Below are 20726 nucleotides of genomic sequence, written 5' to 3'. Positions count from 1 at the left end.
CTGTGGAATGGACAGTGTAGAATGAATAACGAGCAAGCTGATAACCAGCAGAATGAGTCATTATTCATTCACGTACAAGTTTCTGATTTATAGACAAAAGCAAACGGCCGGATCTATCGTTTTGATCCGGCCGTTTGCTCAAATGCTCCTTCCTTTTTAACATACTGCTCCCTGATACAATCGTTTGGCCCGCTCGCGCGAACGTTTCAGCCGCATTTTTACGGCACTATCGTTAATATTTAACTGACTGGCAATCTGCCGAATGTCCAGCCCTTCCTGGTATTTCAACCGTAGCAGCCGGGCCTCGTTATCAGGCATGGTTTTCATTACCTTCGAGAGCAGTTGCAGATTGTACTCGTACCCATCGGCCTCCTCGGTCGTGTACGAATGGTAGTCGGTTTGGCTATCCAGCGCCGTCAGCATCAACCGCTTATCGGCCCGGAGCTGATCAACGCAGTAATTGTACGCAATTGAATAGAGCCAGGTTGCAAAACTCGACCGCTCCTGAAACCGGTCGAGCCGGGCGAAGATGCGGATAAAAATGTCGTGCGTGTAATCCTGAGCCTTGTTTGTGTCTCGTATCACCGCCATACAGCGATGGTACACCTTGGTCGAATAGCGATTGTACAAAGCCTCCAGACAGCTATTTGTTCCAGAATGCAAATACTGCCGAATCAGCTCTTCATCGGTCATGAGGGTTCTCATACAGTTTGTTTTATCACATGGGTTTTGTCAGAATGAAAAGATCCCTCTCCCCTCTCTGGCCTGCAAAAATGTATATACTATAATTCATGGGTCTTTGGATTTCGATAAACTGCATTTTTTACACCTTTTTCGGTAATAACCACTTTTTAACATGTGTCTTTTATATGTTTTTCTATCTATATGTATAACTTTACGTACTTAACCTACCGGTTAGCTAAGTACGATGAAAGGACTTGTATTCACAGAATTCCTGGAAATGGTCGAAGAGCGATTTGGTTATGGCGTTGTTGATCAACTTCTTACCAAATCTGACCTACCTTCGAGAGGAATCTACACGGCTGTAGGCACCTACAACCACTGCGAAATGCTCACGCTCGTTGAGCAACTAAGCAGCTATACCCACCAAACAGTAGCCGAACTTCTGAGGGCGTACGGGCAGTACATGTTTAAAATATTTACCCGGAGCTACCGCCAGCTGTTAGACCGTAGTGATTCTGCGTTTAGTCTTTTTCATCTTATCCAGGAATACCATTCTGTAGAAGTACGCAAGCTCTACCCCGACGCTGAGCTGCCCCATTTCTTCGTTGAGCAGCCCGCCCCCGATCACCTGACTATGCATTACACATCGGAGCGTAAGCTTGCCGATTTTGCCCACGGGCTAATTGAGGGATGTCTGGAACATTTTGGCGAGCAGGCAACGGTGACCAAAACGAACCTCACCGACGATGGTAGCCAGGTCTTATTCGATATCGTAAAGCGCTAACCGTATGGACGATATCGAATTACTAAAACGACGGCTGGCCCGCGAACAGGCCGCCCGTCGGCAGGCCGAGGGTATTCTGGAGCAGAAGGCGCTCGAATTGTACGACGTCAACATCCGACTCCAACACCTGAACGAAAATCTGGAACTCGAAATCCAGAATAAACTAACCGAACTCCAGGAAAGTGAGCAGCGGTACCGCCAACTCATTGAGTCGATCGAGGATATTATCTACAAAATTTCGCCCGATGGCTATTTCACCTATATCAGCCCGGTAGCCGAAAAATTACTGGGGTACAAAGAGCACGAATTTGTTGGCAAACACGCCAGTTATTTTGTTGAACAGGGCTACAAGGGCGCGCTGATTACGTACTACCAGCGTGTACTGGAAGAACGTAAAAGCAGCACTTACTACGAGTTACCCATTATTGCCAAAGACGGCCGGACGGTCTGGATCGGGCAAACCGTTCGGATCATTGAGTCGAACAATGAAATAGTTGAAATGGTGGCCGTAGCCCGGGATGTGACCGCCCGAAAAACCACCGAACTGGCCCTACAAACCACTCAGATTCAGCTAACTGCCCTTATCTCCAGTTTACAGTCGGGCGTGATGCTCGAAACGCAGGACCGCCAGGTTATTTTGGCTAATGGCCTTTTTTGCGACCTCTTCGGCATATCGGTCAGTGCACAACAATTAACAGGCCTCAGCCATACTGACCTCGAAGCACTAACGGGCAACCCTGTGGATGACCCACAAGCCTTTAAGGCCCGAACAGACGAGCTGCTGGCTTGTCGGCAGGCATCAGTCGGGACCGAAGTTCGGCTAAGCAACGGACGTATTCTGGAACAGGACTACATTCCGATTTTGATTGATGGAATGTGCATGGGCCACCTGTGGCAGTACACCGACGTTACGAAGAAAAATACAACGCGGGAGCGTATTCGCCGGAGCGAAGAAAAATACCGGGGTATCATGAATAACATGGAACTCGGGTTGCTCGAAGTAGATAATGACCAGACAATTTTGCGGGCCTACGACCGGTTCTGCAAAATGATTGGATACCGCGAAGACGAGCTGATTGGTCAGAATGCAGCCAAAATGCTGGTGCCACCCGAGTTTATTCAAGTATTGAGTGAGCAGCAACAGCAACGCCGACTCGGCACGGCCGGTTCGTACGAATTGCAGTTGATGCGAAAAGATGGGTCACGGATCTGGGTGCTGGTCAGCGGGGTGCCTATTCAGGACGAACATGGCGCACAGGTAGGCTCCATGGGTATTCATTACGACCTCACCGCCCGCAAACAACTGGAACAGGAGCTGGCAACCGCCAAACACCTGGCCGACGAAGCCCGGCAGGCCGAAAAGCAGTTTCTGGCCAACATGAGCCACGAGATTCGGACCCCCCTGAATGCCATCATCGGCATGTCGCACTTGCTGTTTGATACCCGCCCCACGGCCCAGCAACAGGAGTACATCGAGATTTTGCAGACTTCCGCCGACTTTCTACACAGTCTGATTTCTGACTTGCTCGATATGACCAAAATTGAGGCCGGCCGCATTGAGGTTCAGTCGCGCCCGTTCGATCTGGCGGGTTTGATGCGGGGCACGCAGAAAGTATTCGAGATGAAACTGCAAGGGCGGCCCATCGACATCGACGTAATGCTCGACGCCCGTATCAATGGTGATTTCATCGGCGACGATGTGATGCTCAACCAGATTTTGACCAACCTGGTAGGCAATGCCGACAAGTTCACCGAAGAGGGGAGTATCCAGATTTCGGCCCGGATTCGGAAAGAAGAGCAGAACCAGTGCTGGATCGAATTTTCGGTGACTGACACGGGCGTGGGGATTCCGACCGAAAAACTTGGGCTGGTGTTCCAGAAGTTCAAACAGGTAAACCCGCAGGGCCACAAACACAAAGGCACTGGTTTGGGGCTGGCTATCACCAAAGAACTTGTTGAAATTCAAGGCGGTACAATTCAGGTCAAAAGCCGGGTTGGCGAGGGTAGTGTGTTTACATTTATCCTTCCTTTTACCCGTTCGGCTACGCAGTCGGCCCCGGTGCCGGTGCCCGAACTTAGCCCGGTACCGATGATGGAGTGGCGCCTGGGCCATGTGCTGGTTGTGGAAGACAACACCATGAACCAAAAGTACATTGGCAGCCTACTCAACAAATGGGGAATCTCGTACACCCTCGCCCCCGATGGCATGCAGGCCATTGAGGTGTGCAGGCAACATAAGTTCGACCTGATTCTGATGGATATTCAGATGCCCGTGCTCGACGGCTACGAGGCTACGGTGGCCATTCGGAGTACGCGTAACCCCAATCAGCACGTACCTATTATTGCGTTGACGGCCTCGGCCATGCTCGACCATAAAAATATTGCCCTGGCCGCCGGGATGGACGATTTTCTGACCAAGCCCTTCGATCCACCCAAGCTGCTCGCTTTGCTTCGGCAATATACCCCCGCTGAGCTGCCCGATGCTAACCCCTCTGTCCCGATTGCCCTTGGACTCGATTGGCGGCATCTGCACGATATGTACGGCCCCGACCTCAGCACCGCTTCCGAAATGTTCGAATTGTTTCTGAACGATATTGTTCCGGAAATCAACCGGCTCAACGATCTCTGCACCGCACATGACTGGGCAGAGGTGGCCCGCCTGGCCCATAAATTAAAGCCCACCTTCAGCATGGTTGGGCTGACGGAGCTGGAGGCCAAAATGGCGCAGATTGAGCGTAGTGCCAGTCAGAATAGCAACAGCGAACTGGTGGTCATTTACTGCAGTGATATTATTAAGCATACGAATGAGGCCATTCCACTGCTCAAAAACGAGCTGCAAAAGTTAGCGCAACCGTGAATAGTTGAGCGAGGAACAAGAGGTATTTATCACGCATCACACGACATCTACACATCCGCCATTTAATCCGATTTGAGTACGTATGTCTCTTACTTGTATTATTGTTGAAGACGAACTGATGTCCCGAAAATCGCTGCACCGATTTTGCGAACAGCATCAGTCTCTGGAGGTATTGGCTACGTTCGATAACGCCCGCAAGGCACTCGATTTTCTGGCCGAACAATCCGTCGACCTTATCTGGCTCGATGTTGAAATGCCCGGCCTCTCCGGCTTCGATCTGCTGGAGAAGCTCTCGTCGACCCCGTACGTGATTCTCACAACGAGCAAGACCGAGTACGCCTACGATGCCTTTCAGTATCAGGTGACCGACTACGTAAAAAAGCCTGTCACACTGCCACGCTTCAATCTGGCCGTCGAGAAAGTGCTTGATCTGGCCGCCCGGGCCAAAGCCAACCCAACGGCAGGGCCGGAGCGACAGGAAATTTACATCAAAACCGACGGGCGCTACATTCGCCTGCCCTTCGACGTCATCTCGTACATTGAAAATACCGGCGACTATGTAAAAATTTTTACGGCAACCCAAACCCACATTGTCTACGCAACCATGAAGTATCTGGAAGAAAAACTGGGTACGCAATTTATGCGGGTACACCGGTCGTATATCGTCCATCTCGACAAAATTGTCGATATCGAAGAGAATACGCTGGTAGTGGCCAACAAGGTTATTCCAATCAGCCGGGCCAACAAAGCTGAGTTGATGAACCGGCTAAATCTGCTGTGAGTCAGGTTACCCTACGCAGGTAGTGCATTAGTCGGGTTCAAGCTGTATCTTCGCGGGCTTTCGAGCCAAACCGTAATCAGAGATTCACCGCATGGAGCGTTTTACCGGGCTAATCGGGATAGTCCTTATTTTGGGCATTGCCTACGCAATGTCGAACAATCGTAAAGCCATCAATTACCGAACCGTTGGCGTTGGGTTGGCCCTTCAGTTTGGGCTGGCTGTGTTTGTCCTTAAAACCGAGCTTGGGCAGCAAATTTTCCAGACCATTGGGTACTATGTCGAGCGGCTGCTGGGCAAGGCAGGCAAAGGGGCTGAGTTTGTGTTTTCGCCCCTGGTTAAGCCCGACGTACTGAGTAAGGCGTTCGGGCCGGGCAATAACTTCATCTTCTTTTTCTCGATCATCCCGACCATCATTTTTGTGGCGGTGCTCGTCAACATTCTTTACCACTTGGGCATCATGCAGCGCGTAGTAGCCGTGATGGCCCGTGGCATGAAATGGCTGATGGGTGTGAGCGGGGCCGAAGCCCTCTCCAACGTTGCCAGTACGTTTGTGGGGCAGGTAGAAGCGCAGATCATGGTGAAGCCCTATCTCAAAAATATGACCAACTCCGAGCTGCTGGCTTCTATGTCGGGTAGCTTTGCCTGTATTGCGGGCGGGGTACTGGCCGTATATGTATCATTGGGTGTACCGGCCCCCTACCTGCTGGCAGCCAGTATCATGGCAGCTCCGGGCGCACTGGTCATCAGCAAAATTGTATTTCCCGAGACCGAGGTTTCAGAAACGCAGGGAACGGTAAAGCTCGACATCAAGAAAAGCCACGCTAACCTGCTCGACGCTATTGCCGCCGGGGCCAGCGAGGGCCTCAAAGTGGGCTTCAACGTGGTAGCCATGCTCATTGGCTTCATTGCCCTGATTGCCCTGCTCGACAGCATCCTGTTCCGCATTGGGTTTTACATCTTCGGCACATCGGAGCTGAGCCTTAACTACCTGTTGGGCGGCCTGTTTTCGGTGTTCGCCTGGGCTATGGGCGTTCCGACCAAAGATGTGCAGGCGGCCGGCGCCCTGATGGGTACCAAGATGGTAGTCAATGAGTTTGTCGCGTACCTTGACCTGGTGAAGGTAAAGGGCACCCTCGACCCTAAAACGGTGGCTATCGTGAGCTTTGCCCTCTGTGGGTTTGCCAATTTTTCATCCATTGCTATTCAGGTGGGTGGTATCAGTGAATTGGCCCCCAACCGCCGGAGCGACCTGGCCCGACTCGGCTTTAAAGCCCTGATTTGCGGCACGTTGGCGAGTTATATGTCGGCAACATTGGCCGGACTTTTGCTATAGATAGACGAACGTCAACAGTAGACATACGGGGGAGAAGGGCGGATAAACCAGACCTTCTCCCCTATTTTTTGTCATTTTTCTTTCGGCAATACCGAGGAAAGTAGGTGAAAGTTTTGCTTTACTGTCGACATACTTTTGATATACCGGACCGTTATACGTCCTTCTAATCCGTCTCTGACTCGACTCGTACCAGTATGCTTACCCAAGCCAACACCTATCAACCCTCATCGTTCAAACACGTGAGCTACCTTTGGGACGATGCCAAAGCTGCCGCGCTGGAAGGCGATGAAGTAGGGCTTCTTATTTACCGATCCAATCTGCTCGGGGCCGACCTCCGGCTGACCAACTACGGCGGGGGCAATACGTCGTGCAAAGTGACGTCGCCTGACCCACTCACCGGTGATCCAACCGAAGTCATGTGGGTGAAAGGCTCCGGGGGCGATATTGGTACGCTCAAGAAAAGCGGGCTGGCGGCTCTGTACCTCAACCGGCTCCATGCCCTCAAAAAGCGGTACCGCGGGCTGGCATTTGAAGATGAAATGGTTGAACTGTTCAACTACTGCATCTACGACCTCAACTCCAAAGCCCCCTCGATTGATACGCCCCTGCACGCCTTTCTGCCGTTCAAGCATGTCGATCACTTACACCCCGACGCAGCTATCGCAATCGCTGCCGCTAAAGACGGTAAGCGCATTACGCAGGAGCTGTTCAATGGACAAATCGGCTGGGTCGACTGGCAGCGGCCGGGCTTCGACCTGGGCCTGCAACTGGAGCAGTGCCTTGCCGACAATCCGGGTATCCGGGGCATCATGCTCGGATCGCACGGGTTGTTTACCTGGGGCGATACGGCTTACGAAAGCTACGTAAACACGCTCGAGGTCATTGAGCGTTGCGCCGAATACCTGGAAGATAATTTCGGTAAAAACCGGCCTGTGTTTGGCGGGGCCATCCGGCAGAGCTTACCCGCCGAGAACCGCACCGCCCAGGCAGCCGCGCTGGCCCCCGTTTTACGCGGCCTCTGCTCGGGTCATACCCGCATGATCGGTCATTTTACCGACGATGAGCGCGTGCTGGAGTTCACCAACTCTGCCGACCTCGACCGGCTCGCTCCGTTGGGCACCTCTTGCCCCGACCACTTCCTGCGCACCAAAATCAGCCCGCTCGTACTCGACCTCCCCGCCGATATTGACCTGAGCGACAGCGGGGCAATCAAGGCAGGCCTCGAACCGGCTTTTGCAGCCTACCGCGCCATGTATGCCGAGTACTACGAAAGCTGCAAGCACCCCAACAGCCCCGCCATGCGCGACCCCAACCCGGTGGTAATTCTGTGGCCGGGCGTGGGTATGTTTACGTTTGCCAAAGACAAGCAAACGGCACGAGTAGCGGCCGAGTTTTACATCAACGCCATCAACGTGATGAAGGGCGCCGAGGCTGTGTCGGAATACACCTCATTGCCCCGTCAGGAAGCATTCGATATTGAATACTGGCTGCTCGAAGAAGCCAAGCTTCAGCGGATGCCGAAGCCCAAACCGCTGTCGGGCAAAATTGCACTCGTCACGGGCAGCGCCGGTGGTATTGGCAAGGCCATTGCCCGGAAGTTTGCCAACGAGGGGGCCTGTGTGATTATCAACGACATGGACGCCGACCGCCTGAGCAGCGCCGATGCGGAGTTCAAAGCGCAGTACGGCCGCGACACCCATACCACGGCCCTGCTCGACGTAACCAGCGCCGATGCCATCCAGAAAGCATTTGAGAAAGCCGCTCTGGCGTTTGGCGGAGTCGACATTGTGGTTAATTGCGCGGGTCTGTCTATTTCAAAGCCCATCGAAGAGCATACCGAAAAAGACTGGGATCTGCTGTACGATGTGCTGGTAAAAGGGCAATTCCTGGTCACGCAGTACGGCGTAGCCATCATGCGTAAGCAGAACCTCGGTGGCGACGTGCTCAATATTGTGAGCAAAAATGCCCTCGTATCAGGGCCGAACAACGCCGGATACGGGTCAGCCAAAGCCGCGCAAATGCACCTGAGCCGCCTGAATGCCGCCGAACTCGGCAAAGACCGGATTCGGGTCAATGTAGTGAACCCCGATGCCGTTATCGCCGACTCCAAAATCTGGGCGGGCGAGTGGGCCGAGGGCCGCGCTAAAGCCTACGGGGTCAGCGTAGAAGAGCTACCCGCTTACTACGCCAAGCGCACCCTGCTCAATGAGGTCATTCTGCCCGACGACATTGCCAATGCCTGCTTCGCCTACGTAGGTGGCCTGCTCGACAAATCGACCGGCAACGTGCTGAACGTCGACGGCGGGGTAGCCATGGCTTTTGTTCGGTAAACTATTCAATCAGACGTATTGTAACCCATTGAAGAGGAACAAGGAAAGCTGCCCCATCAGTCCCTTGTTCCTTTTTTGCTTACTTCGTGTTCCAATCCCGTTAACCGTATGCTCCTAAACCCTCAATACATTGCCGACCACAATCAGCTCCGGTCCGATTCGCACCGGAGCAAGCTTTCTTACTGGGCCAATGAGGTCGAGAAAGCCGAGTTTGTGATTCAGAAGCTAATTGATTTCCAGATTGCCATTCCCAGTTGGGCACTCGGTACGGGCGGCACCCGGTTCGGGCGGTTTTCGGGGGGCGGAGAGCCCCGCAGTCTGGAAGAAAAAATTGATGATGTGGGTCTGTTGCACGCCCTAAACCGCAGCAGTGGGGCTATTTCACTGCATATTCCGTGGGATATTCCCAAGGATGTGGCGGCCATTCGGCAACAGGCCGGGAGTCACGGTCTGGCTTTCGACGCGGTTAACTCCAATACGTTTCAGGATCAATCAGATCAACCGCTGAGCTACAAATTTGGCTCCCTGCAACACGTTGACAAAGCGGTGCGGCAACAGGCCATCGACCACAACATTGAGGTAATCCGGCACGGTGAAGCCCTCGGCTCACAAGCCCTTACGGTTTGGCTTTCCGACGGCTCCTGCTTTCCGGGGCAGCTTAATTTCCGCAAAGCCTTTGAGCGCACGCTCGAAAGTCTGCACGAAATTTATGCCGCCCTCCCACCCGATAGCGACACGGCCCGCTGGAAAATGTTTGTCGAGTACAAGGCGTTTGAACCCAATTTTTATTCGATGACCGTGGGCGACTGGGGCAGTAGCTTCCTGTACGCCAGCAAGCTCGGCCCCAAAGCGTATACCCTTGTCGACCTGGGCCACCACCTGCCCAATGCCAACATTGAGCAGATTGTGGCGATTCTGTTGCAGGAAGGCAAACTGGGTGGTTTCCACTTCAATGACTCTAAATACGGCGACGACGACCTGACCGCCGGCAGTATCAAACCGTACCAGCTATTTCTGATTTTCAACGAGCTGGTCGATGGAATGGATGCCCACGGTATGAACCATGCCACGGATCTGGGTTGGATGATCGATGCCAGCCACAATGTGAAAGACCCCCTCGAAGACCTGTTGCAGAGCGTCGAAGCCATCCAGATTGCCTACGCCCAGGCGCTGCTCGTTGACCGGGTGGCCCTCGAAGAAGCCCGCGAAGCCAATGATGTAGTGCAGGCGCAGGAGCTGTTGCAGGATGTGTTCCGGTCCGATGTGCGCCCGCTCGTGGCCGAAGCCCGTCGGCGGGCCGGGGGCGCCCTCGATCCACTGGCCCTGTTCCGGCAACTCAACGTACGCGACAGCCTGATTCGGGAACGTGGCGCCAAAACCGTTGCCACTGGTCTCTAACTCATCTTTATTCCGATGCCTACTCCTGTTATCGCCATTTTTGACGTCGGCAAGACGAATAAAAAGGTCTTTCTGTTTGATGAACAATACCAGATCGTCTGGGAAACGTCGACTTCGATGGACGAAATTACCGACGAAGACGGCGACCCCTGCGAGGACCTGCACGCGCTGACCACCTGGCTTGCGCAGGCTTTAGAGGAAATCATGGCTCTACCCCAGTTCGAGATTAAGGCAATCAATTTTTCGGGGTACGGGGCCAGTCTGGTGAACATCGACGAACAGGGCAACCCCATCGGGCCATTGTCTAATTACCTAAAGCCCTACCCGGCTGATCTTCGCCAACAGTTTTACACCGACTACGGCCCCGAGGGAGCCCTTTCGGTACAAACAGCCTCACCCGCTCTCGACAGCCTGAACTCCGGCCTGCAACTTTACCGGCTCAAGTACGAGCATCCAGAGCGGTTGGCACAACTCAAATATGCCCTACACCTGCCTCAGTTTCTGAGCTTTCAGGTCAGTCGTCGGGCAGTAGCCGACCTCACCAGCGTAGGGTGCCACACCCTGCTCTGGGATTTTACCCAACAACAGTATCACCATTGGGTGATTCAGGAACAACTCGACCGGTATCAGGCTCCGCTTGTCCCTTCCGACTCAGCCCAGCCGGTACAGATCGGCCAGCGGTCGATACCCGTGGGCGTGGGCCTGCACGACAGCTCAGCGGCCCTCATTCCGTACCTCGCCAGCTTTGAGGAAGGTAGCGACCACCGGCCGTTTGTGCTCATTTCAACGGGTACCTGGTGCGTAAGCATGAATCCGTTTAACCACCAGCCCCTGACCGCCGAAGAGTTACAGTACGACTGCCTGTGCTACATGCACTACAAAGGACAACCGGTAAAAGCCAGTCGGCTCTTTGCGGGCTACGAGCACGAGTCACAGGTGAAACGACTGGCTACGCATTTCAACGTACCGGTGGGTTATTACAAACAGGTAGCGTACCGGGCCGACCTGATCCGTCAGTTGCAGGACGCTGATACAGGCACCGACCCAACGCCTGAGCGCGAAGGCGGCCTGCTAGCCCCCAAACTGTTGCCCTCACTTGCCGAAACCCGGTTCCGGCAACGGGATTTGGCCTTGTTTGCCACCTACGAAGAAGCATACCATCAACTGATGCTTGATCTGGTGGCTCAACAGCTCGTGTCAACGGCACTGGTGCTACCTACCGGCCAAACAGCGGGTGGGCCGGCGCTCAAGAACCTGTATGTCGATGGTGGCTTCGGGCAGAACCCCATTTACATGCACTTACTGGCTTCGGCCTTCCCCGATGTAGCGGTCTATGCCGCATCGGTACCGCAGGCAAGTGCGCTGGGGGCGGCTCTGGCCATTCATGCCTACTGGAATTCGCAACCTGTTCGGCCGGGACTGGTGTCGCTCCGACGCTATTTCCCCGAATCCAAATAAAGCGTTATCGAACGTCAGTAGTTTATCCGGCTCCTGACCATTTAGCCATGAGGGCCGGACAACTTTTTGTATGCTGAACCAGATTGCAATCAACGATTTTTCGAGCACGCCCAAATACCTGCAGATTGTTAATTCGATTATCGAGGGCATTGAGCAGAACGACATTCTCCCCGGCGACAAGCTGCCATCGATTTACGAAATGTGTGCGCATTTCGAGATTAGCAAACGCACCGTAGAGCGGGCCTACGAGGTTCTGAAAGAAAAAGAGCTGATTGGTGGGGTGCAGGGTAAGGGATTCTATATTCAGCACACCAAGTTTGGGCGCACTCAGAAGATTTTTCTGCTATTCAACAAGCTCAGTCCGCACAAAAAAATCATTTACGACGCCTTTGTGGAGCGATTAGGCTCCGACGTGGCCATCGATTTTTTCATTTACAACAACGATTTCCGGCTGTTCAAAAACCTGTTGCTTGGGCATGCACATGGCTATACGCATTACGTAATCATCCCGCATTTTCTGGATCAGAGCGAGCGGGCCGTCGACCTGATCAATCAGTTACCCAAACACAAACTGATTGTTCTCGACAAAGCCATTGACGGCCTTATGGGCCAATACGGATCGGTAGTGCAGAATTTCGAGAAAGACCTGACCCAGGCCCTTACCGACGCCCTGCCCCTACTCCGCAAGTACTCCACGCTCAACATCCTGTTTCCGGCCTATAGCTACTACGACAAAGGGATTCTGAACGGATTTTACGCCTTTTGCCATGCCTATGGGTTCAACGCGCGCGTGGTACACGAAGTGAACGACCTGGTGGTACAACCCGACTGCGCGTATATCAACCTGATGGAAGAAGACTTGGTCACGCTCATTAAAAAGACCAAGGATACGGCGTATCAGGTAGGCAAAGAAGTAGGTATTCTGTCGTACAACGAAAGCCCGCTCAAAGAGGTCCTGCTCGACGGAATCACCGTTATTTCGACCGATCATGCCCATATGGGCCGTACAGCCGCCGACCTCATTCTGAGCGACCGACACGAGCATATCGAAAACCCGTTTCGGCTCATTGTCCGCCGATCCCTGTAAACCAGTTACAGGCCAGCTAACGGCTGTGACCGGAAAAACGGCGTGAACAGTGCGACCGGCGCCCCATACTTTTGACGATTATTCTGTACTTAACCAAGCCCCAATACCCCGTATGTCTTCCATTTTAGGTGTTTTTTTTCACGCGCTGGGCGGGTACGCGTCCGGTAGTTTTTATATTCCGTTCCGCCGGGTACGCGAGTGGGCCTGGGAAAGTGCCTGGATTGTAGGCGGAGTGGCTTCCTGGATTCTAGTCCCTTGGCTCATGAGCTGGCTTACCGTCAGCAACCCACTCGAATCCATTACGGGTGCCAACCAGTCAACTCTTTGGTGGACGTATTTTTTTGGGGTATTGTGGGGTATTGGTGGACTCACCTTCGGCCTCAGTATGCGGTATCTGGGCATCTCGCTCGGTATGGCCGTAGCCCTGGGCTACTGCTCAGCTTTTGGCACCCTTGTTCCCCCAATTTGGGACGGTAAATTCAACGACCTTATCACTACGCGTACCGGGCAGTTTACGCTTGCGGGGGTGTTGGTGTGCCTTATTGGTATCGGAATCTGCGGCATTGCGGGCGTTCGGAAAGAGAAAGAGCTGAACCCCGAGGAGCAGAAAGCCACCGTGGCCGAGTTTAACCTGCGCAAAGGTATTGTGGTAGCCACTGTATCAGGGATTCTGAGCGCCTGTTTCAACTTTGGCCTTACCGCTGGTAAACCCATTGCCGAGCTTGCTCTGAAAGGCGGCACCAACCCACTCTTTCAGAATAACGCTGTGTACCCCGTACTGCTTCTGGGCGGCTTTACCACCAATTTTATCTGGTGCATGGCTCTAAACCGGCGTAACAAGAGCTTCGGCGACTACCTGGCCAAAGACAAACCCCTCGCCAACAATTACCTCTGGGCCATTTTAGCGGGCACCACCTGGTACTTTCAGTTCTTCTTCTACGGCATGGGCGATGCGTACCTCCCCGCTGAGTTCCGGTATGCCGGCTGGACTATGCACATGGCCTTCATCATCACGTTCAGCACCCTGTGGGGTTTATACCTCAACGAATGGAAAGGGGCCAGCCCGGCCACGTATCGAGTCGTGTACACCGGACTGGCCCTCATTGTGCTGTCTACGATTCTGATCGGAATGGGCAGTCAGCTCTAATCTTACGGATACATTTGCCGAACGGTGGCAATATCGGTTGGTGAGAGGCCATCGCGCTGAATCGAGAACAACGAACCATCTTTCCGCGTAATGGTGGGTTGCCCGTTCTTCGAGAACGTGTAAGGCCCGTACATCATGATCGAACCAAAATCGAGGGTAGGCCCAAAGTCAAACCCATCGTAGTTAGTCTGGATGTAGGTTTTGAAATCATTCTCGTAGCCCGCCTGAATATTCTGGGTGTTGATGGTAATGTGCGCATCGCGGTCGGCCCGGCTTTGCTCGTGCCACAAGCCCACCGTATGGCCAATTTCGTGGATGATGTTTCCAACCGAGCAAGATGACGATAACGTGATGTACTGAAGCGAACCAATCCGGCCTACGTTGGATGAGCAGCCACTCCCTCCACGGAACAGCACATAGGCGCGTTCGGTAGTCCGACGAACAAACCGGATGGGAGTAACAGCCTGCCAATGCGCAATGGCCTGATCAACCCACTGCGGATTAGGCACCGTCGGGTCTACCTGATAAACGATTGTATTGTTAGGCCACTTGGCCGTCGACCGGGTCCGCCCGGTCGATTCTGTTTGGGGTAGCCGCTCGGCTGACAGTTCGTCCGGGTGAATAACAATGTCACCGTCCACGATAGCCTCGCCGTTGACCGCCCGGTAACCAACCTCTTGCTGGTGCCAGTAGCCTTTTTTGGCGATCCCAATCTGACCAGGGTATGCCTGTTCAATCGCGACCGTTTCTTTGGGCGTGAGAAACATAGAGGTTGAGTCATCCTGCAGCGTACAGCTTGCCAGGAAACAGAGTGAAAAAAGTGCAGTTGAAGTAGAAAACGTCTTTCTCATATTAACAAATCAATTATGAGCCATATTTAATAAATAATCTCCTCTTTTAAAACTGGCTCCTCTGAATTTTGTGTGTCAACAGTTATTGAATGGAACTATGTAAATAAAAACAGATATTTACCCACAAAAATGCTGCCTTAGGACGCCCTAAATAGGTATAAGTAACCAGGTCAAATTCTGTACGTTTAGCGAACCACGTTGTCGTGATTCTGCGCTCACATAGCTGCTAACTGTCTTGGTATATTTTACGGAATTAGGATTAAGGCGGATTCCACATACTTACATTTTTTGAAGCAATTCTATCACTCATACAATTTTCCTCCTGTATTGCAACTTATTAAGTACACAATACGCAAAAGAAAAACACCTAAGAGATTTTGCTTTGTGATAAATGACCAGTGAGGACACGTACTTATGCACGTAGCAAACACAGGGCCAAACAAAAGTTCTTAGCCTAAAATCGTGTCGAGGAACGAGACAATTATATCTTCGCAAAAGACAATACGAATTCATCATGTCAACAACGAAACTAATACCGCGCACCTCCTCGGCTCAGGAGCCACCCTTATTGATAAAAACCCTGTTGGCGCAGTCGCTTAAGTACGAGCCCGGTCGTGAAATTGTGTACCGCGACCTATTCCGCATGAACTACCACACGTTCAACAGTCGGGTACGGCAACTGGCCAATCTACTGGGCAAGCTGGGTGTCGGAGCGGGCGATACGGTTGCCGTACTGGACTGGGATAGCCACCGGTATCTGGAGTGTTTCTTTGCCGTACCGGGTATCGGGGCCATTCTGCACACAATCAACATCCGGCTGTCGCCCGCTCAGATTCTGTACACCATGAATCATGCGGAGGATAAGATTGTGCTCGTGCATGAGGATTTCTTGCCCATTATTGATGCCCTCAAAGGGCAATTGAACACGGTTCAGACCTACGTTGTTATTTCCGACAAGGCTTACACTGACCCCTCGGCGATTACGGTCCCCGACGGTTTTGCGGGCGAGTACGAATCGCTGCTGGCGCAGGAATCAGACGCGTACGAGTTTCCCGACCTGGACGAAAACAGTTGGGCCACCACCTTCTACACCACCGGCACCACGGGCAACCCAAAGGGGGTTTACTTCTCGCAACGCCAGCTGTTTATGCACACTATGGGCCTGATGGCCTGCGTGTCGGCCTATGAGTTTGTGTCTTTCAAATCCGCGAAAGACGTGTACATGCCTATTACCCCCATGTTTCACGTCCATGCGTGGGGCTTCCCTTTCCTGGCAACGATGTTTTCGGCGAAGCAGGTTTACCCCGGCCGCTACGAGCCCGAAATGCTCTTGAAACTGTTACTGAAAGAAGGGGTCACATTCTCCCACTGCGTACCAACCATTATGACTATGCTCGTAAACAGCCCGGCCGCCCGGCAGTTTCAGGCGCAGCTAAGCCGGTGGCGGGTCATTATCGGCGGGTCGGCCTTGACCAAAGGACTGGCCAAAGCGGCAGCCGATCTGGGTATTGAGTTGTATCAGGGATATGGTATGTCGGAGACGGCCCCGATCATGAGCCTCACCTACCTCAACGAGCAGGAGCGGCAGTTACTGCCCGATGAACAAGTGGAGTTTCGGACGCGGGCGGGCCGTATTGCGCCCTTCGTGGAGATTCGGCTGATGGACGACGACGGTAACTTTGTGCCGCACGACGGGCAGTCGCTGGGCGAAGTAGTAGCGCGGGGGCCGTGGATGACCCAGGGTTACTACAAAGAACCAGAGCGAAGCGAGGAACTGTGGCGCGGGGGCTGGCTGCATACCGGCGACGTGGCCAGCATCACGCCCGACCATTGGCTGATGATTGCCGACCGGACGAAAGATGTGATCAAAACCGGGGGCGAATGGATTTCGTCGCTCGAAATCGAAGACCTGCTTTCGCAACAGGAGGGCGTAGGCGAGGCCGCCGTAGTAGGCTTACCCGATGAGAAATGGGGCGAGCGCCCGTACGCGCTGATTGTGGCCAAAGCCGGCATGAGCCCTTCCACCGATGCCATTCGGGAGGCTCTGCAAGCCAAAGCCGAACGGGGCGAGTTAAACAAATGGTATGTCCCCGACCGGATTGTGGTAGTCTCCGAAATTCCGAAAACGAGCGTCGGCAAAATTGATAAGAAACGGATTCGCTCGGAGATGAAAGACCTACTCATAGGCGGCTAACCAACCCAACTAATGACCCGTATTGGCTTACTCTCCGACACCCATAGTTATCTCGACGAGCAGGTGTTTACCCACTTCGATGCCTGCGACGAGGTATGGCATGCCGGTGATATCGGTTCACCCGACGTGATCGACCGGCTGCGGGCACGTTGGCCGGTGCGGCTCGTGTGCGGCAATATCGACAATGAATCGGTGGCGTGGCCCGCTAATCAGCGGTTCGAGCTGGAAGGGCTCACGATCTGGATGACGCACATTGGTGGCAAGCCTCCACGGTACAACCCGGCGGTACGGCCCACCCTGCAACGCAATCCGCCCGATATATTTATCTGCGGGCATTCGCACATCCTGAGCGTCATGCGCGACCCGACCCTGCGTGGGCACTCCACCGAGCGCCTACTGTACTTGAATCCGGGCGCTGCCGGCCGAACGGGCTTTCATCAGATACGTACCTGTCTGCGTTTCACGCTCGACAGTGGCTCCGTTCGCGATATGCAAGTTATTGAACTAGGTAAGCGCTGATGTACAGTTTGTGATTTTTAGTTTCTCGTTTTGGGTTTATTGCCTTGGGTAGAGTTCCTTTTTGATGTCTCGGCTTCTACATTTTCAACCTGAGTCATCAGCACTGGAACAGGATAAGCCCCAAACGAAGATCTGCCTACAACAAAAAAGCCCGCGGTTGCGGGCTTTTTTGTTATGTCTTCAGAGCAGACTTATGCTTTCTTTACGTTCTCTGCGCTCAATCCTTTGCGACCTTCTACTACGTCGAACGTTACGACGTCATTCTCATTGATCTGGTCAATCAGACCCGTAGCGTGTACGAACACGTCGGGGCCACCCGCATCAGGCTTGATAAAACCAAACCCTTTTGACTCATTGTAAAACTTAACTTTGCCGGTCTGTGCCATTAGAAATTAACTTGTTAATTAAAAAAACTTGTACGCTTCATTCTGTAACAGACCTAACGCCATTGCCGTTCACTACTGAACCAGTGCGACGAGAATTCCCTTATTAATCGGTTGTCAAAGACGCTGAAATAAGCTACTCTGCCTGTTTTTTTTGTAAAGTACTGATTTTTAAATGAAAAAATTTCAGTTTTCCTCAAAAAAGTTGCTAAACCTCCTGTATTAGAGCGGAATCTGCTCAAATTTTACCGCTGCTTGCCCCGTCGATTCGTTTTTGAAGGCCTCACGCGGCCGAATATTCAACGTCTGGAACAACTGCTGATCGGCATCGTCGCCGGGGTTGGGCGTGGTCAACAGTTTATCGCCCGCAAAAATCGAGTTAGCCCCGGCCAGAAAACACAGTGCCTGCTCCTCGGTACTCATACGTACGCGCCCTGCCGATAGCCGAACCATTGCTTTGGGCATGATGATACGCGCGGTGGCAATCATCCGAACCATTTCCCAAACCGATACCCGTTCCTGATCTTCGAGCGGGGTACCTTCTACCGGCACCAACGCATTGACCGGCACTGACTCCGGGTGCTCGGGCAGGGTAGCGAGGGTGTGCAACATCCCAACCCGGTCATTATGTGATTCCCCCATGCCGATGATTCCACCCGAGCAAACTGAAATGCCCGCCTGACGAACGTGGCCCAGCGTTTCGAGCCGGTCGTCGTACGTGCGGGTCGAAATAATATCACCGTAGTATTCTTCGCTCGTATCGAGGTTATGGTTGTAGGCATACAGGCCGGCATCTTTCAGCTTCTGCGCCTGACTATCGGTCAGCATTCCGAGGGTACAGCACACTTCCATCCCCATGGCATTAACGCCCCGCACCATATCGAGCACCTTGTCGAAGTCTTTGTTGTCACGCACTTCACGCCAGGCGGCCCCCATGCAAAAGCGCGAGCTACCCGAGGCTTTGGCCCGGCTGGCAGCTTCGAGCACTTCACCTACTTCGAGCAGCTTGTGTACCTTCACGTTGGTGTGGTACCGGGCTGCCTGCGGGCAATACGCGCAGTCTTCGGGGCATCCGCCCGTTTTAACCGACAACAAGGTGCAGACCTGTACTTCCTGCGGGTCATGATGCTGCCGGTGCACAGTAGCGGCCCGGTAAATCAGGTCCAGAACCGGGGAGTTGTAGATTGCACCAATCTCGTCGCGGGTCCAGTCATTGCGGAGTTCCTGAGCAACGTCAAGAGTCGGCAGGTTTGATGTCATAATGAATAAGCGAATGAATACCCAAAGATATAGAGTTTAGCGCCATTCCAATGCACAAACCCCCACGCCCGAATCGGCCGCGCCGTAATAAACCAGCACCGAGCCATTGGGTTGCGGTACCCATCCGTTAGAGAACACGACATTCGGAAAAAACCCGTTCCGCTCCCAGTCGAGCTCGGGCGTAAGCAACGGGGCCGCTGTCCGGTAAAGCACCCGCGAGGGGGTATCCAGATCGAGCAGGGCCAGCCCGAGTCCGTACCTATGTGTTGGGTCGGAGCCATGATAACACACCAGCCAGCCATCGGGTGTTTGCAAGGGCTCAGGACCGGCTCCAATCTTCATCGATTCCCAGCTGTGCGTACTGGGCCCAAATACAAACTGGTGGTTCCCCCAGTGTACACCATCAAGCGACTCGGCCAGCCATACCGAGGGTTTTCCAATTTCGGACACCATAGGCCGGTGCAGCATCTGGTATTTACCGTTGATACGTTCGGGAAACAGCACCACATCTTTATTAGGCGGTGGCAATACCAGCCCTACCCGTTCAACATGGACAAAATCGGTGGTTTTGGCCAAGCCCACCGCTGGTCCATGCGCCGACACAGCGGTGTAGGTGATCCAGTAAGTACCTTCCAGAAACGTGATGCGGGCGTCTTCGATACCGAATGCTTCATCGGCACGGGCCGGAAACAGAAACGGCTTCGGGTCGATCTGAAAATGAATTCCATCGCGGCTACGGGCTACGCGCAGGTGACTGATCGAGGTCAAATACACGGTTCCTTCTAGCGTCACTACACGCGGGTCGTACGGGGTAATAGGCTCACGAAACCGTTTGACCACCAGCTGTGGCACTCCATCGGTTTCTTCGAGGACGGGGATATGCAGCCAACCGGGTTCGATATGCCCGGCAGCGGGACCTTCAGCCACGCGCAGCAGCAAAATGATTTCATCGTTGAAACGGCAAGCCGCCGGGTTAAAAGCACCCAGCACCTGAAAGCCCGGCATAGAGGGCCGCACATCGGCCGTACGGATAATGGGCTGGTCAGAAAGTCGTCGTAAGGTGTAGTTTTTCATCGTTGGGCCATTCCCTCAGTTCTTGCAACGGGGCTCGATCAGCGGGGTTATTTGGCTACAAGCACACACGTACCCGTTTTGTTCAACAAAAACTAACAACGCAACATGAACTACCAACTCAATACCGAGGAGATTCTGGCCACAGCCCCCGAACAGGGCGGAGCCCCGTACGACGATCTGGGCTCAGGGTCGACGGCCGGGTATGGTGCTACTGACGCCGATGCTGTAGGTCGGGGCGACGATATGGACGACGACGAGCTTCTGGACGAGGAAGACGATGACAATACCGACCCGCTGGGCGACGAAATGGAGGAAGATTTTGACAACGACACGACCTCGACGGGTCGGTCAGATTACTAACCGGATACGTACCAAAGACGCTATCCAACGCTAAACAACACGTATGCAACCAAACGAACAAAATCAGCAGGACAATAACAACAGCACGGCACCCGACAGCGAAACGCAATCGTCGGCCGCCAGCTCATACGGCGATCGGACTACCGAGGAGGGCTCCAAAGCGCCAGATATGCCCGCCGAGGGGGAATGATGAATGTATAATGAAGAAGATGAATGTATAATGAAG

Annotated in this window: 18 protein-coding genes; 13 read left to right on the top strand and 5 right to left on the bottom strand. The window is 53.4% G+C overall.

The annotated features are described in order from the left end of the window. Positions 1–156: 156 nt before the first annotated feature. Positions 157–705, bottom strand: coding sequence for an RNA polymerase sigma factor (locus F5984_RS22895; protein WP_246169293.1), 549 nt, complete (start codon positions 703–705; stop codon positions 157–159). A 223-nt stretch (positions 706–928) separates the two neighbouring features. On the opposite strand from F5984_RS22895, the gene F5984_RS22890 reads away from it, so the two are divergent. The 9 genes from F5984_RS22890 (at position 929) to rhaT (ending at position 13859) form a co-directional block, all read left to right on the top strand. Further along, complete coding sequence (locus F5984_RS22890) at positions 929–1468, top strand: heme NO-binding domain-containing protein (RefSeq protein ID WP_152126546.1); 540 nt, start codon at positions 929–931, stop codon at positions 1466–1468. Positions 1469–1472: 4 nt separating this feature from the next. After that, positions 1473–4325, top strand: a complete 2853-nt coding sequence (locus F5984_RS22885; RefSeq protein ID WP_152126545.1) for a PAS domain S-box protein — start codon at positions 1473–1475, stop codon at positions 4323–4325. Between the two features lie 82 nt (positions 4326–4407). Continuing rightward, positions 4408–5106: a LytR/AlgR family response regulator transcription factor gene (locus tag F5984_RS22880; RefSeq protein ID WP_152126544.1), complete on the top strand. Its 699-nt coding sequence runs from the start codon at positions 4408–4410 to the stop codon at positions 5104–5106. A 91-nt stretch (positions 5107–5197) separates the two neighbouring features. Further along, positions 5198–6439: a NupC/NupG family nucleoside CNT transporter gene (locus F5984_RS22875; protein WP_152126543.1), complete on the top strand. Its 1242-nt coding sequence runs from the start codon at positions 5198–5200 to the stop codon at positions 6437–6439. 194 nt (positions 6440–6633) lie between these two features. Further along, a complete protein-coding gene (locus F5984_RS22870) occupies positions 6634–8769 on the top strand; it encodes a bifunctional aldolase/short-chain dehydrogenase (protein ID WP_152126542.1) in 2136 nt (711 codons plus the stop codon). Between the two features lie 108 nt (positions 8770–8877). Continuing rightward, positions 8878–10167 carry a sugar isomerase gene (locus tag F5984_RS22865; RefSeq protein ID WP_152126541.1) on the top strand — a complete coding sequence of 430 codons (1290 nt, stop codon included), beginning with the start codon at positions 8878–8880 and terminating at the stop codon, positions 10165–10167. A gap of 15 nt (positions 10168–10182) precedes the next feature. After that, the gene (locus F5984_RS22860) at positions 10183–11625 is read left to right on the top strand and encodes an FGGY-family carbohydrate kinase (protein WP_152126540.1); all 1443 of its coding nucleotides are present in this window, start codon (positions 10183–10185) and stop codon (positions 11623–11625) included. A gap of 70 nt (positions 11626–11695) precedes the next feature. Next, positions 11696–12712 (top strand): GntR family transcriptional regulator, encoded by a 1017-nt coding sequence (locus F5984_RS22855; protein ID WP_152126539.1) that lies wholly within the window; start codon positions 11696–11698, stop codon positions 12710–12712. A 112-nt stretch (positions 12713–12824) separates the two neighbouring features. Next, positions 12825–13859, top strand: coding sequence for an L-rhamnose/proton symporter RhaT (gene rhaT / locus F5984_RS22850; RefSeq protein ID WP_152126538.1), 1035 nt, complete (start codon positions 12825–12827; stop codon positions 13857–13859). Between the two features lie 2 nt (positions 13860–13861). Here the strand turns inward: rhaT and F5984_RS22845 are convergent, their stop codons facing one another. Continuing rightward, the gene (locus tag F5984_RS22845; RefSeq protein WP_152126537.1) at positions 13862–14626 is read right to left on the bottom strand and encodes a M12 family metallopeptidase; all 765 of its coding nucleotides are present in this window, start codon (positions 14624–14626) and stop codon (positions 13862–13864) included. Between the two features lie 598 nt (positions 14627–15224). Between F5984_RS22845 and F5984_RS22840 the strand changes: the two genes are divergently transcribed. Continuing rightward, the gene (locus F5984_RS22840) at positions 15225–16904 is read left to right on the top strand and encodes a fatty acid--CoA ligase (RefSeq protein WP_152126536.1); all 1680 of its coding nucleotides are present in this window, start codon (positions 15225–15227) and stop codon (positions 16902–16904) included. A 12-nt stretch (positions 16905–16916) separates the two neighbouring features. After that, on the top strand, positions 16917–17423 hold the full coding sequence (locus F5984_RS22835; protein WP_152126535.1) for a metallophosphoesterase family protein: 507 nt from the start codon (positions 16917–16919) through the stop codon (positions 17421–17423). Between the two features lie 191 nt (positions 17424–17614). Here the strand turns inward: F5984_RS22835 and F5984_RS22830 are convergent, their stop codons facing one another. From F5984_RS22830 to F5984_RS22820, 3 genes are all read right to left on the bottom strand, one after another. Beyond that, a complete protein-coding gene (locus F5984_RS22830; protein WP_019988248.1) occupies positions 17615–17809 on the bottom strand; it encodes a cold-shock protein in 195 nt (64 codons plus the stop codon). Between the two features lie 219 nt (positions 17810–18028). Beyond that, positions 18029–19066: a biotin synthase BioB gene (gene bioB / locus F5984_RS22825; protein ID WP_152126534.1), complete on the bottom strand. Its 1038-nt coding sequence runs from the start codon at positions 19064–19066 to the stop codon at positions 18029–18031. Between the two features lie 36 nt (positions 19067–19102). Further along, complete coding sequence (locus tag F5984_RS22820) at positions 19103–20140, bottom strand: glycoside hydrolase family 130 protein (protein WP_152126533.1); 1038 nt, start codon at positions 20138–20140, stop codon at positions 19103–19105. A 105-nt stretch (positions 20141–20245) separates the two neighbouring features. On the opposite strand from F5984_RS22820, the gene F5984_RS22815 reads away from it, so the two are divergent. Next, on the top strand, positions 20246–20500 hold the full coding sequence (locus F5984_RS22815) for an adhesin (RefSeq protein ID WP_152126532.1): 255 nt from the start codon (positions 20246–20248) through the stop codon (positions 20498–20500). A gap of 43 nt (positions 20501–20543) precedes the next feature. Then, positions 20544–20690: a hypothetical protein gene (locus F5984_RS26630; RefSeq protein ID WP_019988252.1), complete on the top strand. Its 147-nt coding sequence runs from the start codon at positions 20544–20546 to the stop codon at positions 20688–20690. The last annotated feature ends 36 nt before the right edge of the window (positions 20691–20726 follow it).

It is taken from the genome of Rudanella paleaurantiibacter (genome assembly GCF_009184635.1).
GTDB lineage: Bacteria > Bacteroidota > Bacteroidia > Cytophagales > Spirosomataceae > Rudanella > Rudanella paleaurantiibacter.
The sequence above is the reverse complement of the archived record's forward strand: the minus strand, read 5'-3'. Positions and strand labels throughout refer to the sequence as shown.

What these genes read in the sequence shown, in the direction of transcription:
- F5984_RS22895 (WP_246169293.1), bottom strand. Translation starts at nt 705, where the DNA reads ATGAGAACCCTCATGACCGATGAAGAGCTGATTCGGCAGTATTTGCAT.
- F5984_RS22890 (WP_152126546.1), top strand. Translation starts at nt 929, where the DNA reads ATGAAAGGACTTGTATTCACAGAATTCCTGGAAATGGTCGAAGAGCGA.
- F5984_RS22885 (WP_152126545.1), top strand. Translation starts at nt 1,473, where the DNA reads ATGGACGATATCGAATTACTAAAACGACGGCTGGCCCGCGAACAGGCC.
- F5984_RS22880 (WP_152126544.1), top strand. Translation starts at nt 4,408, where the DNA reads ATGTCTCTTACTTGTATTATTGTTGAAGACGAACTGATGTCCCGAAAA.
- F5984_RS22875 (WP_152126543.1), top strand. Translation starts at nt 5,198, where the DNA reads ATGGAGCGTTTTACCGGGCTAATCGGGATAGTCCTTATTTTGGGCATT.
- F5984_RS22870 (WP_152126542.1), top strand. Translation starts at nt 6,634, where the DNA reads ATGCTTACCCAAGCCAACACCTATCAACCCTCATCGTTCAAACACGTG.
- F5984_RS22865 (WP_152126541.1), top strand. Translation starts at nt 8,878, where the DNA reads ATGCTCCTAAACCCTCAATACATTGCCGACCACAATCAGCTCCGGTCC.
- F5984_RS22860 (WP_152126540.1), top strand. Translation starts at nt 10,183, where the DNA reads ATGCCTACTCCTGTTATCGCCATTTTTGACGTCGGCAAGACGAATAAA.
- F5984_RS22855 (WP_152126539.1), top strand. Translation starts at nt 11,696, where the DNA reads ATGCTGAACCAGATTGCAATCAACGATTTTTCGAGCACGCCCAAATAC.
- rhaT (WP_152126538.1), top strand. Translation starts at nt 12,825, where the DNA reads ATGTCTTCCATTTTAGGTGTTTTTTTTCACGCGCTGGGCGGGTACGCG.
- F5984_RS22845 (WP_152126537.1), bottom strand. Translation starts at nt 14,626, where the DNA reads ATGTTTCTCACGCCCAAAGAAACGGTCGCGATTGAACAGGCATACCCT.
- F5984_RS22840 (WP_152126536.1), top strand. Translation starts at nt 15,225, where the DNA reads ATGTCAACAACGAAACTAATACCGCGCACCTCCTCGGCTCAGGAGCCA.
- F5984_RS22835 (WP_152126535.1), top strand. Translation starts at nt 16,917, where the DNA reads ATGACCCGTATTGGCTTACTCTCCGACACCCATAGTTATCTCGACGAG.
- F5984_RS22830 (WP_019988248.1), bottom strand. Translation starts at nt 17,809, where the DNA reads ATGGCACAGACCGGCAAAGTTAAGTTTTACAATGAGTCAAAAGGGTTT.
- bioB (WP_152126534.1), bottom strand. Translation starts at nt 19,066, where the DNA reads ATGACATCAAACCTGCCGACTCTTGACGTTGCTCAGGAACTCCGCAAT.
- F5984_RS22820 (WP_152126533.1), bottom strand. Translation starts at nt 20,140, where the DNA reads ATGAAAAACTACACCTTACGACGACTTTCTGACCAGCCCATTATCCGT.
- F5984_RS22815 (WP_152126532.1), top strand. Translation starts at nt 20,246, where the DNA reads ATGAACTACCAACTCAATACCGAGGAGATTCTGGCCACAGCCCCCGAA.
- F5984_RS26630 (WP_019988252.1), top strand. Translation starts at nt 20,544, where the DNA reads ATGCAACCAAACGAACAAAATCAGCAGGACAATAACAACAGCACGGCA.